Source organism: Methanobrevibacter sp. (assembly GCF_045611865.1).
GTDB lineage: Archaea > Methanobacteriota > Methanobacteria > Methanobacteriales > Methanobacteriaceae > Methanocatella.
This window is the reverse complement of the sequence record NZ_JAZKXX010000042.1, coordinates 12,204-28,062: the sequence shown is the minus strand read 5'-3', so window position 1 is coordinate 28,062 and position 15,859 is coordinate 12,204. Positions and strand designations below refer to the sequence as shown.

The 15,859-nt window shown below is 31.6% G+C and carries 18 protein-coding genes; 5 read left to right on the top strand and 13 right to left on the bottom strand.

Going from position 1 to position 15,859, the window contains the following annotated elements:
* Window positions 1–46: 46 nt before the first annotated feature.
* The 4 genes from ACKI32_RS04600 to ACKI32_RS04585 all read left to right on the top strand — a co-directional run bounded on the left by ACKI32_RS04600 (window position 47) and on the right by ACKI32_RS04585 (window position 4,239).
* A complete protein-coding gene (locus ACKI32_RS04600; RefSeq protein WP_407413966.1) occupies window positions 47–1,414 on the top strand; it encodes an MATE family efflux transporter in 1,368 nt (455 codons plus the stop codon).
* A 332-nt stretch (window positions 1,415–1,746) separates the two neighbouring features.
* Window positions 1,747–2,688, top strand: coding sequence for an ABC transporter substrate-binding protein (locus tag ACKI32_RS04595; RefSeq protein ID WP_407413964.1), 942 nt, complete (start codon window positions 1,747–1,749; stop codon window positions 2,686–2,688).
* A gap of 30 nt (window positions 2,689–2,718) precedes the next feature.
* On the top strand, window positions 2,719–3,471 hold the full coding sequence (locus ACKI32_RS04590; RefSeq protein ID WP_407413962.1) for an ABC transporter permease: 753 nt from the start codon (window positions 2,719–2,721) through the stop codon (window positions 3,469–3,471).
* Window positions 3,472–3,480: 9 nt separating this feature from the next.
* Window positions 3,481–4,239: an ABC transporter ATP-binding protein gene (locus ACKI32_RS04585; RefSeq protein WP_407413960.1), complete on the top strand. Its 759-nt coding sequence runs from the start codon at window positions 3,481–3,483 to the stop codon at window positions 4,237–4,239.
* Window positions 4,240–4,569: 330 nt separating this feature from the next.
* Here ACKI32_RS04585 and ACKI32_RS04580 read toward each other — a convergent pair whose 3' ends face one another.
* From ACKI32_RS04580 to ACKI32_RS04560, 5 genes are all read right to left on the bottom strand, one after another.
* Complete coding sequence (locus tag ACKI32_RS04580) at window positions 4,570–4,713, bottom strand: hypothetical protein (RefSeq protein WP_407413958.1); 144 nt, start codon at window positions 4,711–4,713, stop codon at window positions 4,570–4,572.
* 146 nt (window positions 4,714–4,859) lie between these two features.
* The gene (locus ACKI32_RS04575; RefSeq protein ID WP_407413956.1) at window positions 4,860–5,249 is read right to left on the bottom strand and encodes a hypothetical protein; all 390 of its coding nucleotides are present in this window, start codon (window positions 5,247–5,249) and stop codon (window positions 4,860–4,862) included.
* A 42-nt stretch (window positions 5,250–5,291) separates the two neighbouring features.
* Window positions 5,292–5,717, bottom strand: a complete 426-nt coding sequence (locus ACKI32_RS04570) for an RNA-binding protein (RefSeq protein WP_407413954.1) — start codon at window positions 5,715–5,717, stop codon at window positions 5,292–5,294.
* Between the two features lie 24 nt (window positions 5,718–5,741).
* On the bottom strand, window positions 5,742–6,299 hold the full coding sequence (locus ACKI32_RS04565) for a 50S ribosomal protein L15e (protein WP_407413952.1): 558 nt from the start codon (window positions 6,297–6,299) through the stop codon (window positions 5,742–5,744).
* Between the two features lie 180 nt (window positions 6,300–6,479).
* Window positions 6,480–7,670 (bottom strand): glycosyltransferase, encoded by a 1,191-nt coding sequence (locus tag ACKI32_RS04560; protein ID WP_407413950.1) that lies wholly within the window; start codon window positions 7,668–7,670, stop codon window positions 6,480–6,482.
* Window positions 7,671–7,726: 56 nt separating this feature from the next.
* On the opposite strand from ACKI32_RS04560, the gene ACKI32_RS04555 reads away from it, so the two are divergent.
* Complete coding sequence (locus tag ACKI32_RS04555; protein WP_407413948.1) at window positions 7,727–8,128, top strand: DUF3795 domain-containing protein; 402 nt, start codon at window positions 7,727–7,729, stop codon at window positions 8,126–8,128.
* 137 nt (window positions 8,129–8,265) lie between these two features.
* Here the strand turns inward: ACKI32_RS04555 and ACKI32_RS04550 are convergent, their stop codons facing one another.
* The 8 genes from ACKI32_RS04550 to ACKI32_RS04515 all read right to left on the bottom strand — a co-directional run bounded on the left by ACKI32_RS04550 (window position 8,266) and on the right by ACKI32_RS04515 (window position 15,803).
* Window positions 8,266–8,688, bottom strand: coding sequence for a DUF3021 domain-containing protein (locus ACKI32_RS04550; protein WP_407413946.1), 423 nt, complete (start codon window positions 8,686–8,688; stop codon window positions 8,266–8,268).
* Window positions 8,689–8,696: 8 nt separating this feature from the next.
* Window positions 8,697–9,137, bottom strand: coding sequence for a LytTR family DNA-binding domain-containing protein (locus tag ACKI32_RS04545; protein ID WP_407413944.1), 441 nt, complete (start codon window positions 9,135–9,137; stop codon window positions 8,697–8,699).
* A gap of 3 nt (window positions 9,138–9,140) precedes the next feature.
* Window positions 9,141–9,410, bottom strand: a complete 270-nt coding sequence (locus ACKI32_RS04540) for a 2TM domain-containing protein (RefSeq protein ID WP_407413942.1) — start codon at window positions 9,408–9,410, stop codon at window positions 9,141–9,143.
* A complete protein-coding gene (locus ACKI32_RS04535) occupies window positions 9,411–9,677 on the bottom strand; it encodes a 2TM domain-containing protein (RefSeq protein WP_407413940.1) in 267 nt (88 codons plus the stop codon). It abuts the gene before it with no gap.
* Window positions 9,678–9,805: 128 nt separating this feature from the next.
* Entirely contained in the window at window positions 9,806–10,504 is a 699-nt protein-coding gene (locus ACKI32_RS04530) for a diacylglycerol/polyprenol kinase family protein (protein ID WP_407413938.1), read from the bottom strand.
* On the bottom strand, window positions 10,504–11,622 hold the full coding sequence (locus ACKI32_RS04525) for a tocopherol cyclase family protein (protein WP_407413936.1): 1,119 nt from the start codon (window positions 11,620–11,622) through the stop codon (window positions 10,504–10,506). Before ACKI32_RS04525 ends, ACKI32_RS04530 begins: the two co-directional genes overlap by 1 nt.
* A gap of 479 nt (window positions 11,623–12,101) precedes the next feature.
* Window positions 12,102–13,931, bottom strand: coding sequence for a cysteine peptidase family C39 domain-containing protein (locus tag ACKI32_RS04520; protein ID WP_407413934.1), 1,830 nt, complete (start codon window positions 13,929–13,931; stop codon window positions 12,102–12,104).
* A 9-nt stretch (window positions 13,932–13,940) separates the two neighbouring features.
* Window positions 13,941–15,803 carry a cysteine peptidase family C39 domain-containing protein gene (locus ACKI32_RS04515; RefSeq protein WP_407413932.1) on the bottom strand — a complete coding sequence of 621 codons (1,863 nt, stop codon included), beginning with the start codon at window positions 15,801–15,803 and terminating at the stop codon, window positions 13,941–13,943.
* Window positions 15,804–15,859 lie beyond the last annotated feature (56 nt).

Below are 15,859 nucleotides of genomic sequence, written 5' to 3'. Positions count from 1 at the left end.
ATTTTCAAAGATTTCCATCTTATTTGACTTAATCTGGAGATAATTTATGGAAAATAATGCGCAAACCAATGAAAATATTGATTTAATTAGAGGCGAACCAGAAAAAGCCATTAAAAAGTTATCCGTACCAACGATGCTTGCAATGCTTTTCGTTGCAGGTTATTATCTTGTTGATGGCATATGGATTGTTGGCCTGGGACAAGCCGCAATCGCAGGCATTGGTTTTCTTAATCCTTTTTTCATGATTTTACTTGGGATAAGTCTGGGTCTCAGCACAGGTGCAGCAAGCAGCATCAGTCGCTTTATAGGTGCAAAGGATCATAATGGCGCAAATATATCGGCAATGCATTCAATCTTAATTTTAATAATAGTGTCAATAATTTTAACATTATTATTGTTTTTCTTACAAAAACACTTGCTGATTCTTTTAGGTGCAAGCGGTGCATCTTTAAATGAAGGCCTGAAATATGGAACTCCATTATTTTTGGGTCTGACCGTACTGGTATTTACAATTGGTTTGACTGGAATACTGCGGGGCGAGGGAGACATGAAAAGACCAATGTATGGCATTGGTTTTGCCGTAATACTGAATGCAATACTTGATCCGATTTTCATCTATACCCTGAATCTTGGTTCTGCAGGCGCATCGATTGCAACAGTGTTCAGTTGTTTTATTGCATTAACGGTTATGCTATATTGGATTTTCATTAAGAAAGATACCTATGTTGATGTTAACTTTAAAAATTTTAAATTTGACTCTGAAATATCTTTTGACATTTTAAAGGTCGCTATTCCTTCATCAATGGAAATGATTATACAAAATATTGCTTTAAGCATGTATTTAATATTTATTTCAATGATTGGCGGTGATTATGGGGTTGCAGTATTTTCATCAGCTCAAAGATTATATACTTTTGCGACATTGCCTATAAATGCTATAGGCACAACAGTTACTACAGTTTCCGGCAGCGCTTTCGGTGCCAGAAATGAGGATTACCTATCAAGAAGCCATCTTTACGGATCAAAAATATCCCTGATTTTGGCAACATTATTTTTAATAATTTTTATCTTATTTGCCAATCCAATGGCAAGTATACTTGCATTCACTCCTGAAACTTCACATTTGATTGGAGGAATTGCAGGTTTTCTTCAGATTGGAACTTTATGTCTGCCTTTTATAAGTATTGGATTAGCATCAAGTTATTTTTATCAGGGAATTGGGAAAGGAACAACAAGTTTGACCTGGACAATAATACGTGAAATAATATGTACAAATGTATTTATATATGTATTTGGAATATTGCTCGGTTGGGGTTTAATCGGTGTTTGGGCAGGTTTGTCTGTTGGAAAATCAATTGCAAGTGTTTTAAACTTCTTATTTGTAAGGCATATGATTAAATCATTGAAATGGTGAATTCTATATGTCATACTTACTTTAAAAAAGAAATCCCACTTTCTAAAATTCATGAATTTAAAGCAGATTTGAAAAATCCTACGATATACCTAGCTGAACCAAATTTGATTTTCAATATCCTTGGCGTTAATGTCAAAAACACCTCACGAAAGGAAAGTTTGAAAAATTTGCTTTGTAGAACTTCTATTTGATTTTTGCAAAAAAATTTATGACTTAGAGAGTCAATTGTATTCTGAACAATTAACATGAAAAAATTATTTATTGAACAGAATACCAAATATAATTATTGTCAATAACCAAATAATATATTTTATTTTAGGAGTTGAAATATTATGTCAAAAAATAAAAAAATTATTGGACTACTAATAGCTATAGCAGTTTTATTGATAATTATTTTTACATTATATGGTATGTCCAGTGATAATGAAGATACTGTTAAAATCGGATATCTGCCTACAGATCACGATTCGGCATTATTTGTCGCAAATGCAACAGGAATGTTTAAAGATGCGGGAGTTGATGTGGAATTACATGAATATAATAACGGCGGAGATTTGATGAGTGCGATGGCTAGTGGTGAGTTAGATGTTGGCTATGTTGGAATACCACCAGTAATATATTCCATGACTAAAGGAGTGCCTATAAAAATTGTTGCAGGAGCTCAAAATGAGGGCAGCGGTTTGGTTTGCCAAAATTCATCAATCAATTCAACCTCTGATTTAAAAGGCAAGATTGTGGCTACACCCGGTGAAGCATCAATACAAAGCGTATTATTAAAATATGATTTGAACAAAAGCGGACTAAACATTTCAAATATTGAAAGTCCCAGCATGAAGGTTTCTTCAATGAATGATGCATTAAGAACTGGAAGTATCGACGGAATGCTAACATATGAACCTTATGTTACAATTTCACAGAAACTTAATAATAAAACTCTTCTGAAAAGTTCTGGAGATATTTTGCCGGATCATCCCTGCTGCGTTGTAGTGATGAATAAAAAATTTATATCAAAAGAGTCTGATAACGCAAAAAAAATTTTAGATGTTCACAAAAAAGCAACGGATAAAATAATAGAAAATCCTGAAGAAATAGTGAAATATCTGCCCCCACATATTGTTCCTAATGCTGAAATTGAAAAAGAAAGTTTAACACATATCAAATGGGTAAGTGATTTGAATGACACCTATAAGAAAAATGTGATTGAGTTTATGAATATTGAAAAAGATTTGGGAATAATTGAAAAGACAATACCTCAAGAAAAGTTATTTATTTAAAATTAAAAGATTATCAAAAAGGTTTTTAATATGACTAAATTTAGAGAAGAATATAAGCATGATATGTTAATATTACCTGTTATTATAATAATAATTTGGTTTTTGGTTTGTGATTTTTTTCAGCTGGTTCCAAGTTACATGTTTCCGGGACTAGCAGATGTTGCAGCTTCATTTGTCAAGTTGACTGTTTCAGGACAACTTTTTAGAGATATCATTGATACACTCTATAAAGTATTGTTCGGTATGTTACTGGCATCAACGGTTGGTATAACATTAGGCATAATATTAGGCTGGTATAGACGATTAGAAAGAATATGCAGATTAGTAGTTAGTGTTTTAAGGCCTATTCCACCGATTGCATGGATTCCTTTTTCAATAATATGGTTCGGTATTGGAGTATGGCCGGCAATATTCATTATTTTCATGGGATGTGTATTCCCAATCCTGATTTCAACAATTGACGGAGTGCACAGAACAGACCCCGTTTTAATAGAAGCGGCAGAATCATTTGGAGCATCAAATTCACAGATGTTAACTGAAGTAGTCATACCGTCAAGTTTGCCTTTTATTGTATCCGGACTTAAAGTAGCAATAGCTATTGCTTTAATGTGTACAATTTCCGGTGAGATGATTGGATCCAGTTCAGGTATAGGATATATGATTTTAACATCTACAAATCTATTTGATACAGGTTCAACAGTAGTTGGAATGTTAGTAATTGGAGTAATCGGCATAATTTTCGATTATATCTTTACAAAGATACAGGAAAAAATATTCTGGTAAGGTGATAAAATGACATTTGAAATAGAAAATGTATCAAAAACTTTTGAATCAAAAGATAGTGGAGAAGAAGTAATTGCTCTAAAGGATATCAACCTTACTATTGAAACAGGAGAATTTGTATCATTTGTAGGTCCCTCAGGTTGCGGAAAAACAACTTTGCTGCGTATAATAGAAGGGTTTGAAAATCCTACGGAAGGTACTGTTAAAGATGATGGGGAAATAGTGACAGGACCTTCCAACAAAAGAGGTTTTATATTCCAGAACTATTCTCTCTATCCATGGTTAAATATCCTTGATAATGTAATATTCGGATTAAATATCAATGGCAAATCTGAAAAAGAAAGTAAACAACGTGCAATGGAATATCTTGAGACTTTTGGGCTAAAAGATTTTGCAGAAAGATATCCTAATGAATTATCAGGAGGTATGAAACAGAGAGTTGCAATAATCCGGTCAATAATCAATGATTCTGATAGCATATTGATGGATGAATCATTTAGTGCATTAGATATACAGACAAGGCGTAAACTGCAAAAAATAATTCTTAAAATTTGTAAAGAAAACAATAAGACAATCATTTTCGTTACACATGATATTGAAGAGGCAGTATTCCTATCCGATAAAATTGTCATTCTATCTGCAAGACCTGGACTAATAAAGGAAATTGTTGAAGTTAAACTAGAACATCCGAGAGATAGGAATAATTCTGAATTTACAGAGTTAGTATCTAAAATTACAGATGAAATTGGTGAATCAGAAGATGAGTGATTTTCTTAGAATAGGTCCATTGAACTGCCAAGACTCCTGAAGTCTTGGATTCATGGACATTAAAACAGAGAACATGGAATAAACAATTTTCTCAATGGATGCATAAATATGTCAATTTTTCAATTATACTTTTTGCATTTGGCGTTAATCCAACAACACACCATCAAATGAAAGTTTTGAGAATTAGCTATTTAATATGTTTTATATATAAATAAATTTTATTAAAATGTGATTGAGACCATGCAAAATATCTCCAAATCAAACTGAAATCAATAAATGTCAATCCAAATACTAGTAAAAACAATGGCACGGCTAATTTTAAACGTGACATTATTTTTTCGTTATTAATGTTAATTTGATTAGAAATTGTAATTCTTGCACTCCTAAGTGCAGTATCTCTTGAAGTAATCGGCAGATTACAACCCCGATAATGGTTAAAACCAAACCAACAGGACCCGCCAATATTGTTGCCATTTCATAGACTGCAGGTGATGCGCTGTAAATTGCTGCAAGATGTGGCTAACCGTGGAAAAATGCCATTGCAATTGCCGCCCAACAGATGGTAACCAAACCTTCCAAAACCATGGCTCCAAAAAAATACCGGCCTATGATATAACTAATTATTTTGGAATAACTGTTACATTACCCTCATAGGTGCATCCTTGATATTTACCATTGCCTGCAAATGTAAAGTCACCATAATAATTGTCATCACCAGCATCAGGTAGGTATTGGGCATTTTCAATTGTGAATTCACCATTTTCATCTGTAACCACATCAACAAGAGTTCCCATTTCATAACCCGGTTTGTGGAAGGTTATTGTCTGATTTGGAACACCGTAACTATATGCATCCATCAGAACACCTGAAAACGATCCATTTTCAGCCACTTCAGTTCCATTAATGACCATAAATGTAGGAACATCATTATTGAATTGGTACATGAATACACCAACACAGATAACTAGAGCAATCAGTAAAATTATTAGATAATAACTTTTCCTCTCCATTTAATCACCTTAATAGTATATTGGAGAAAATCTAAAATAAAGTTAACTTTTATTTTCAAAAATAGCTTCACGGACTTTATCAACAGCAATCTGTTTTTTAGCAGGAAACGCAGCAATTTTTACTTTTAGATGAATTGCATCGCCTGAATCTTTAATATTCCAAATTTCATCTAGAGCATCTTTTTTATCGAATCTTAAAAACCAGTTACCTTTTTCATCCATTTTACGCTCTAAATCATCGTTGAGTTTATCTAAATCTGTCCACTCTAGGAGTGTGTTAAAAAAAGTCTTTGTGTATCTTCTTTTAGATACTACGCCAGATAAAATTATTATTTTATCTTCAAGTAATCCTTCCGCTTCTTCCGCTTCGATTTCCGCTTCAGGAAGAATATTTAAAATAGCTTCTGAAATTTCATCAACACTTTCATTTTCATAAACGAAAGCTCTAAACTTAATATTATGAATCATCTAAATCAAAAAAGAAGAGAAAAATTAGATTTTTCTTCTTCTAGCTTGTTCAGATCCTTTACCTTTAGATTTGATTCCACGTCCTTTGTTACCAGCACTAGTTAAGCCTCTTAAAGCTCTGTTAGTGTGTTTTTTGGAACAAATCCAATTAATCTTTTTATCGTTAACGATAGAAGGACTGTTAGGATCTACTAAAATTACTTCATAATATTTATGTTTTCCTGTAGACCATACCCAGTAAGAGTTTAATACTTCTAAGTTAGGGTATTTTTTAGCTACACGTTCTTCAGCAATTCTTTGAATAGATTTTGCTTGGGTAATTTTGTTTACACCCATTCTTTTAGGTTTACGACCATTGAAACGACGAGTTTTTCTTCTTCCACCACGTCTTACTCTGGTTCTTACTAAAACGAAACCTTTTTTAGCTCTGTAACCTAAACTTCTAGCTCTGTCGAGCCTAGTTGGTCTTTCAATTCTTTGAACTGCTTTTTGATTTTTCCATTTTGGAGCTCTTTGCCACATGAGTTCACGTACGTAGGACTCATCTGGATTTTTCCATGCATCTCTAATATATTTGTACATAAATTAACACCTTTTTGTTCAGCCACAAGGGCCACATCCATATGGGAACTTATCCCAAAAAAAGTAATTTAAAACTGCTATAAAATAACAGTAATCAATTATTTGTTCTAATGTATTTATAAATGTATCGTTAAATAGTGATTATTCTAGCAATATCTAATTTTTAAAAAATTTTATAGGTTACAATAACTTTTTCATTGCATCTTCAAATTTATCAGTAATAGCTTCCCAATCGTTAGCTTTTACATATTCACGAGCAGTACTTGCAATTTCATCATATTTTCCACTATTTAAAATATTTTCAACAGTTTCTAGAACCTCTGATGCTTCCCGGATGTATTCTATTCCATGACCATATCCAAATTCTTTTGAAATCCCTGGAAGTTCAGATGCAATAACTACTTTTCTCATGGCCAAATACTCGTATATTTTAATTGGTACGATATCCTGCATTATGGGTTCATCAATGTAAGCCGGTAAAAGACAAAAGTCAGCAGATGCTAAAAATTCTGGTATTTTTTCAAATGGCTGTTTTCCTGTTAAAATAAGCTGATTTTCAAGACCATATTCATCACGGATTTCACACATCTCATCAAATGCATCACCATCACCAACAACCAAAATCTTATAGTTTGGATACTTATCTTTGTTTTCACCCAAATGTCTAGCAAGCTCTTTCATACCTGCAAATTCATAAATCCAACCCATAAAGAAAAGTACAATGTCTTCTTCTGCAATTCCATATTCTTCACGAATTGCAGAATCATCCAAGTCAGGATTATAACTGTTTAAGTCTATTCCAGCATCAATCAGTATTGTTGAATCGGGTTTTGCTCCAACAGAATATGCAAACTCCGATAATTTTTTATTAATTGTAATTACCAAATCCGCATTTTTTATGGTTTTTTCTGTAAATAATTGGCCTAGCTTTTGGAATGCCTTTTCAGGAATCAAGGCATAGATTACATCAATAAAGTAATATACAAATGGAATATTATGTTTTCTAGCAATTCTGGCCGCATTATATGAGTTTAGAATTCCTAATGCAAGAATCACATCTGGTTTGAATTCCTCAACTTGATGTTCAATTTCACTTTTATGAGTAAAAAACAGTGAAGCATAGTTTAATCCTTTGATTTTAATAAAACCAGGCCTTATAACATCAATGTTTGCCCCAGATTTAATTTTACTTACATTTTCATGAATCTCCTTGTGATAGATTAAACCTGAATCATCATCATTTGGCCAATCTATAGGATAATCAATTACCCTAATCTCATGACCCCTAAGGGCCATTCTCTCCATCAAGTGATGTTGCTGGTGCGGATTTCTTTCCAACCAGTCTGATTCCTGTACAACCAATATTTTCATAAACCAATATTTGTTATTGAATAAATATATAACTTTCTTTCAACAGATTAATTAATATGAAGATGCCGGATGAACTAGATTCAAAATTATTAGCTCCCTGTGGAATTAACTGCATTAGTTGTGAGAAATACCAAAATCCATGTGCTGGGTGTCTAATAAGTAATGATGGCAAAAGCAAAGCCAGTTTGAAGTGCAAAATTAAAACTTGTTTTGATTCTAAAAATTTCAGCTACTGTGGAAGATGTAGCGAATTTCCATGCCCTTTAATGAAAAAGCACTCCAAAAAATACGTTAAAAGACATGATTTAGATACATTAAGTTCAGCTAAAAGAATAAAAACTACAGGTATCGGACGCATGATGAGTCAAGATCGGGAAAAGTGGCTATGTCCAGAATGTGGAGGAGTTGTGAAATTCCAAACCAAATCCTGTAGTGAGTGCGGATTCAAAGTTGCTTAAAATTAGAAATAGAACCAATAATAATGATAGTTTAACCAACAAACCTTATTTTAAGAAATCATTTTTTCAATTTAAATGTTGTTGCTATAAAAAATATTTTAATTAATTTAGATAATGTAGATGAAACCATTATCAAATTAATTTTTTAGTTTATTATTTAACTCACGAGCGAGCAGATAATAGTAAATGTAAAAACCAAACCATGAAATAGCTGCAAATACACAAGCTATTAAAATCCATGTTAAAATTGGGCCCCAACCTAAGTTAATTGGCATCCATTTAAGATAAACTGCAGTTATAAATAGTACAGTCATCCCAATTCCCATCTGAAATATTATTTGAAGAGGAAGAGCAATATCCTCCCTTTCATAAATTAATCCAGTTAAAGAAAATGCCCAACCGACAACAATTGATCCAAAAAATGCATTAATCACATCAACCCCTGAAAAACTAATGTTATTCGGACCTACCTGAATAGCAATAAAAATCATGACAAACATTACAATAAAACACCCCACAAAGGCACCCATTGCAATTCTTTTAATTAAATCAACTTTCATAATATCACCTATAAATCCAGTGCCTGTTTAAACTCCGGCAAATATTTTCTTGATATATTGTCCTTTAAACCATTTTTAAGTTGAATAAACATCATTCCCTTAAGAGATGGAGCAACACGCTCTATTTTTTTAAGATTAACTATTGTAGTTTTTGAAATTCTAACAAAATCACTGCTTAAGTTCTCTTCAACCTGATATAGTGGTTTTTTAATAAGATATTCCTCATTATTTGTATAAACCTTAACTTGTTTATCTTCAACTCTCAACATGAAAATGTCACTTAACTCCAGAAGTGCAATGTCAGAACCTCTCTTTACAGCCAACATATCACTGGAATCATCATTTTCCAGAATTGATATTGCTTTTGTAACATTTTCTGTCAATTCATTTGTGTGAATATCCGCATGCGGCTCTTTAATATCTCTTGAAACGAATAGATTTACCTTCATGATTTATATCCTTAACTTTTCCATTTCCTCTTGAATTTTACGTTCTCTGTAATCTTCACCAAATTTATCATCAAATACAAATGCCATTAAAAAGTCTTTTAAGACCCTAATTCCCCAGAAAAATAACGGAAATGCCGCCCACCAGAATTCTGGAGTAAAATACCAGTTTATGATAAATAACATTGCATTTACAATAATATATACTAGGAAATTTCTGTAAAATTTAATTTTTCTGTCTACTCTTTCTTCAGCTCTTTGTCTTACATTATTCATTTAATCACCCATTTTTGAAAGTTCTTCGTTGATTTTTCTTTCTCTGTAATTAGGATCAACAATGTTTTTAAATGGATATGCTTTAAAAAAGTCGTCTAAGACTCCAATACCCCAAAAGAACATGACAAAGAATAACAACCAAAAGCTTTGTAAAAATACAAAACAAACAATTGCTATTATCATATTTACAATCAAATATTTATATAACTTTTCTTCGAATTTTATCTTTGCATCTGCTCTTCTTTCGGCTTCCATTCTTAAATCCATCGTATCACCAAATATCAATTCGATAATATTACTTAGTGAAAGTCTATATAAATGGTTATTTGGCGATGCTTCTAAGATGCAAAAATAGTTAACTGAAATGCAAAAAAATAGAAATGAAAATTAGTAGCTTATAACACAGCCACTAAATAATATAAAATTGAAGTTACTACTGGAACTGTCAAATTATCAATTCCACCATAACTAAAGGCTTCACATAATGTTGCAACAGCAGAAATAACAATAATGTAAACAATATTGAATTCTGGCATTGTACATCCAATGGAAGAAAAAACCATCCATACAAATACGCTCATTACTGTTGTAATGACAAACATTGTAAGAGAGCCTTCAATGGATTTTTGACCACCAAAGACTGTGTATTTTAATTTACCGAATTTTTGACCAATTAAAGCTGCAAATCCATCACCATATACCATAGGAACAATAGCTAATGCTACAATCCAAATGAAGAATTTAGGATCTTTAGCAGGAGCAATTGTGGTAAATATTGCAATCAATATTGTCCAAATACCTGCATAGAAAAATAAACCTAAGGCATGACCGGATTCAGTCACACTATTTTCAATTTTAACTGGTGAGTATTCAGTTAAGAAGAATAGTGCTATTGTGATTGGAAGTGTTAAAAACCAGACCATTGTCCATGGATCTGTGAAAAATGGCATGGCAAATATCATGTTACCTACCATAATATGTAAAAATTTACGTGAAACTTCAGGTCTTGTCTTTAAAACCATTTCGGCTACAACGAAAATGATGGCTACATAAATATATACAACAATTAATGCAAGAATATCTGTGAATATCATTACTTATCATACTCCCCATATTCACAACCTGCATTTTCGATTTTCACATGGTCAATTAATGTTCCATCTTTTTTGTATAATTTTATTTCACCCCAACCATTTCCACCATTCCATAGGCGGTTGTGTCTTTTTTGACCATCAGGAGCTTCATAATTAATAAATAACATTTCATCACGTTTACAGTAAAGCACTAGCTCCATTCTGGAATTCTTGTTACTTGCATTAACATGCCATGTATTCACTTCATCTCCTTCTTCAAAGTCAAAGTCAATTTTTACAAGGTTCCAGAATCTTGCAAAGTTGTATTCATACATTGTGCCTTCATAGTAAAATCCAATTAATAATTTACGAGGTATGGAAATTCCGAATGCCTTTGGCCTTCCCCCACCCGCTTCAAATGCAGAATTATTAAGTTTTTTACCGGTTTTAAGGCTTGTTAAGTTACATGATGAAATCCAAAGCCAAGGTGAAGTAAAGTCTCCTCCCCAGTTTTTATCAGCATACCCATATGACTTTTCAGGAATTACTTCATATTCTTCACCATCAAGCCAGATAGTTCCACTATATTGGGTTTTAATTCCTTCAGCATGCCAGAACATTTCAAAAGAGTTTAATTTTCTAAATAATGAGCTAGCACCATAACCAACATTAAAAGTGATTTGTTTGTCAATATCCAAATCCCACATCATGTCCCCAGCATCACACATGTATTCTGGATGATCACGAGCTTCTTCTTCACTTACTCTTGCAAATCCATTCATATGAGTTTCAGTTAGACTGCAATCCCCTACACGAATATTTAATTCATCGTCAGGACATTCAAAGTATTTCATTGAGTAAAAATTATGAATCTGTTTTGCATTTTTACCCCATGTTCCTGCCTTAACCATACAATAAGATGGTTTTTTACCGGCTTCCTTATTTTCAGGTAATTGTCCTAATGTAGGTTCTTCTTCAGCCAATGCTGGATTACATACAAAATATTCAATAAAAAAAGGTCTTGGTTCACCAGTTTTCTTATTATATGCAGTTAAAGAATGCCACCACCAATCATAACCCTTTTTGGCAAGTGGTCCTTTGAGCATAAAATAATCTCTTTTCAAATCACTTTTATTCATATCATAATCCTCCAAAGGTAAGATATGAATTAATTTGTTTTAGATATAATAAATAAGTTATGTTTATATTTGGGGAAAAAATTGGCCAAATCAAGTTCCAATTAATCAAATCGCCAAAAAAAAAGAAAAAAAGAAAGTGAAGAAAATCTTCACTATTTAGTTCCATATACCCTGTCACCAGCGATGTGACCTATTTTTGCATTTGGAATACCATTTAAAATTCCCTCAACCATACCCATTCCAGCTCTCAAAATTAGAACAACTGCATACTAATCTCATTCAACATTCCAGTATCCATTTTTTCAAGTGGAATTTCAATAGTTGTTTCTTCAAGTTTTGCATCTCGCATAGCTTCATACATCTATCTGAATGAAACTATAAAATATTTTCCTAACAACAATAGGTAGATGAAAAAATTAAAAAAAGAGGGGAAAAATTCCCTAAAATTTAAACTTCTATGTAAAGTCAAAATTAGAGAATCAAATTTGAGGAATTCTCTCATTAGTATTTTGACGAACCCAATTAGTACCCATACTTGAATAGAAATTATTAATTTTAGTTTTTGTTGCTTTACTTAAAGAATATTTAAGTTTAACTATTAATCCTGAGGTATCATAGTTATTAAACATTTTTTTCATATAAATTACTGTAAGCCAATTTGTAGGAATTGAATGGCTTCCATGGTCATAATCTCCAGAAGGATTGCCAACTAAAACTTTTTTTCCATCTTTACTAATATCTAAAATAGCAACATAATGACTCCAAGTATGGAAAACTAAGGCACATCCACCTTTTTTAAGATGTTTTAATGCCTTATCAAAAGTACTTTTATAGTAAATGCTGCATTTGAAATTATTTTTTTCTAAAGCTTTTTTAAGGCCTTTAGTGCTTGAACCTGAATACGGACTAGATCCCGCCTGCTTAGCTAATTGGCTTTCACAAATATAATTCCTTAAAACTTGACTACACATACTACAAGAAGTCGGACCACAAGTATACCCCGTATTTTGAACATCCCTGACTTCAGGGTAATTGTAGGATTTTCCTTTTAAAGAAACTTTAATTGAACTAGGCCAATAGTTATTCTTATTTTTTTGAACTATCTTTGTATTTATTGCCCTTTCAATAACGTTCCATTTCTCCCTTTTAATAATGTGGTAAAGATTTGGTTCACCTTTTGTCTTAAAGAATGTATATTTGCTTAATTTGTTATTCAGGTATAAACAATAACTATCCCTTTTAATTACTTCCATATACTGGGCTTTTAAAAGAGTGTAAGTCATGTCATCATCAGCCATTACAAAATTTGAAGTCATGTAATCAACATCTGGAACCCCATTTTTCAATGGAATTTTAGTTTTTAGAGGGTTTTTAGGGCTTCCACTAACACCATTGACATTTTTTGATGCAATACAACCAATAACAGTAGAATCTCCTCCAAATATAACAGTAACATTAAATGTTCCAACACCCACACCTGGTTTAATAACGATTATGCCCTCTGAATTTGTTGTTTTATTGAATGTTTTATTTCCAACAGTTATAATAACTGTTTTTTTAGAAACAGCAGAAGCAGTGTCACTTTTCAAGTAAATTCTTAAATAACCATTAGTTAATAACATTGTATTTCCAACAACAAGAGTAGTTGTTGCAGGAACTAATAAATTAATAGTTTTTGAAACAGCATTGTAATACTCGTTTCCAGAGAACTTCATTTTAATTGAATGATTATAAGGGTTCAAATTTATTTTTAATGCTACTCTCCCATCTTTATTAGTTGTACGCTCATATGTTTTTCCATTTACAGTTAATGAAACTATGACTCCCGTTATCGCTTCATTTTTCTGGTCTTTCAGATAAACATAAAGATAATCCCCTTTAAGAACAGTTGTGCTTAAAGGATTGAGATTAGAATTAAGCTTTAATACATTAATTTTAAAAGTCTGATTTAGTGATGTATAATTTTCATCACCTAAAAATTCAACATAGAGAACATATTTACTTGCCTTTAAATCTAATTTTAGACTTGATTTACCTTGTGAATCTGTGAAAAGATTATAGTCTTTGTTATCTATATTTGCAGTGAAATTTTTATTGGTGATTGGAGTTTTATTCTCATCACTAAAAGAAATGTCTATTGAATCCCCAGTGTAGACACTAGTTGTGTTTACTGTAATTACTGGTGTGACTTTTACAGATTCATCATCCCCTGAATCTGTATCATTTACTAAATCATTAGCTGAAACCGCAGCAATACTGCATAATAAAAGTAATATGCAAATTACTAAAAATGTTTTATTAAATTTCATAATCCACCTTCATATAAACCCAATGTTTTGATTAGTATTTTTGCCTATCCAATTAGCACCCATACTATTATAATAACAATTTACACTATTTTTTGTAGATTCAGACAATTCATAGTTAAGTTTCACTATTAAACTTTCATCCCAATCAGGAGAAAATTTCTTTTTCAAATAACTAACCTTTATCCATTGGTTTTTAATATTATCATAATTTTTATAAGAATTACTCACCAAGACTTTTTTGCCATCCTTACTAATATCCAAAACAGATACATAATGATTGTCTGCATGGAATATTAATGCGCATCCACCATTTTTAAGTTCATTTAAAGCCTTGTTAAATGAGGATTTGTAAAAAAATGAACAATCAAAGTTGTTTTTTTCCAATCCCTTACTTATTGCCTGACATCCGGTTCCTGATTTATCCGTCTTCATTATTTTAGCCAAATATCCTTCACAGAAGTAATTCTTTAGGACTTGACTGCACATACTTGCCGAAGTTGGACCGCAAGTATACGGCGTATTTTGGACATCCCTCACTTCAGGATAAGTGTATGACCTTCCATTAAGGGAGACTGTTATTGAACCTGGCCAATAATTAGCCTTATTTTTTATAACCAGTTTTTCATATATTGCTCTTTCAATAACATTCCATTTTGCTCTTTTAAGTATGTGGTAAGTGTTTGGATGATTTTTTGTTTTGAAAAAGGTATATTTAGTTAATTTATTATTTAAAAACAAACAATAACTGTCTCTTTTAAGAACTTCACGATATTGGGATTTAGTTAAAGTATATTTTGCATTTTCATCACCCATAACATAATTTCCAGGCATAACATCAATATCAGGACGACCATTTTTAAAAGATATATTTTCTTTTAAAGGGTCTTTTGCATTCCCCTCATAACACACGAGCTTTTTAGAAATTACATATTTTCCATATTTAACAGCGATGACATATGTTTTTGCATTTGCTTTTGGTTTAAAAACTACTATCCCTTCAGAACTGGTTTTTTTGCTTAGTTTTTTATTTCCAACCTTCAAGATTATTGTTTTTTTCCAGACAGATGCAGAATCTTTTAAATAAACCCTTAAAAATCCATTGGTAAGTAATTTTGAATTACCTACATTAAAAGACATGGACTGAATAATATAAAATCTAAACTGTTTTGATGAAGACTTATAAAAATTATCTGCTTTGAAATTAACCTTGATAACATTACTTAAACTTCTTGAGTTAACCTTAAAATTAACACGACCAGCACTGTTGGTTGTTTTCAAATAAGATTTGCCATTATATTTAATGGTTAATTTCTTATGGGATATGGCATTTAAGTTTTGATCATACAAATAAACATATAAATACTTTCCATTAATGACAAAATTCTTTAATAAGTTTAATCTAGTGGATAATTTTGATACTTTTATAGAAAATATTTTAGAAGCAGAGTTGTATAACTCATCACCCGCAAAAGAAATAGTTAATTTATATTTTTTTGCAGCAAGATTGGTTGAAATCTTTGCAACACCTTTAGAGTTGGTTTTAATATTATAACTTTTACCATCTATCACTGCAGTTATGTTCTTTGATTTTAAAGGACTTCCAGTAGAGTCTTTAAGATAAATCTCTAAAGAGTCTTTAAATTTAATATTTTTCGATTTAACAGTGATTAATGGGGTTGTTTTATTAACTGTTTGTTCCTTATCCAAATCATCAACTGAATCTTCAAGTGCTATTTCTTCACCATTTTGTTCTGCTGTTTGATTATTCATTACTTCAACATCATCAAAATTAGTATCATGAGCTGAAACCACAGCCACATTAATAAACAAAAAGAAAAACAAAATTAATAACACAATTTTGTTTATTTGCATATATTCACCTAACTTACAATATAAGTTTAATAAGAACGGTTATAAATATTTTATGA

Coding starts and splice junctions, on each gene's coding strand:
- ACKI32_RS04600 (WP_407413966.1), top strand. CDS start 47: ATGGAAAATAATGCGCAAACCAATGAAAATATTGATTTAATTAGAGGC.
- ACKI32_RS04595 (WP_407413964.1), top strand. CDS start 1,747: ATGTCAAAAAATAAAAAAATTATTGGACTACTAATAGCTATAGCAGTT.
- ACKI32_RS04590 (WP_407413962.1), top strand. CDS start 2,719: ATGACTAAATTTAGAGAAGAATATAAGCATGATATGTTAATATTACCT.
- ACKI32_RS04585 (WP_407413960.1), top strand. CDS start 3,481: ATGACATTTGAAATAGAAAATGTATCAAAAACTTTTGAATCAAAAGAT.
- ACKI32_RS04580 (WP_407413958.1), bottom strand. CDS start 4,713: ATGGCAACAATATTGGCGGGTCCTGTTGGTTTGGTTTTAACCATTATC.
- ACKI32_RS04575 (WP_407413956.1), bottom strand. CDS start 5,249: ATGGAGAGGAAAAGTTATTATCTAATAATTTTACTGATTGCTCTAGTT.
- ACKI32_RS04570 (WP_407413954.1), bottom strand. CDS start 5,717: ATGATTCATAATATTAAGTTTAGAGCTTTCGTTTATGAAAATGAAAGT.
- ACKI32_RS04565 (WP_407413952.1), bottom strand. CDS start 6,299: ATGTACAAATATATTAGAGATGCATGGAAAAATCCAGATGAGTCCTAC.
- ACKI32_RS04560 (WP_407413950.1), bottom strand. CDS start 7,670: ATGAAAATATTGGTTGTACAGGAATCAGACTGGTTGGAAAGAAATCCG.
- ACKI32_RS04555 (WP_407413948.1), top strand. CDS start 7,727: ATGAAGATGCCGGATGAACTAGATTCAAAATTATTAGCTCCCTGTGGA.
- ACKI32_RS04550 (WP_407413946.1), bottom strand. CDS start 8,688: ATGAAAGTTGATTTAATTAAAAGAATTGCAATGGGTGCCTTTGTGGGG.
- ACKI32_RS04545 (WP_407413944.1), bottom strand. CDS start 9,137: ATGAAGGTAAATCTATTCGTTTCAAGAGATATTAAAGAGCCGCATGCG.
- ACKI32_RS04540 (WP_407413942.1), bottom strand. CDS start 9,410: ATGAATAATGTAAGACAAAGAGCTGAAGAAAGAGTAGACAGAAAAATT.
- ACKI32_RS04535 (WP_407413940.1), bottom strand. CDS start 9,677: ATGGATTTAAGAATGGAAGCCGAAAGAAGAGCAGATGCAAAGATAAAA.
- ACKI32_RS04530 (WP_407413938.1), bottom strand. CDS start 10,504: ATGATATTCACAGATATTCTTGCATTAATTGTTGTATATATTTATGTA.
- ACKI32_RS04525 (WP_407413936.1), bottom strand. CDS start 11,622: ATGAATAAAAGTGATTTGAAAAGAGATTATTTTATGCTCAAAGGACCA.
- ACKI32_RS04520 (WP_407413934.1), bottom strand. CDS start 13,931: ATGAAATTTAATAAAACATTTTTAGTAATTTGCATATTACTTTTATTA.
- ACKI32_RS04515 (WP_407413932.1), bottom strand. CDS start 15,803: ATGCAAATAAACAAAATTGTGTTATTAATTTTGTTTTTCTTTTTGTTT.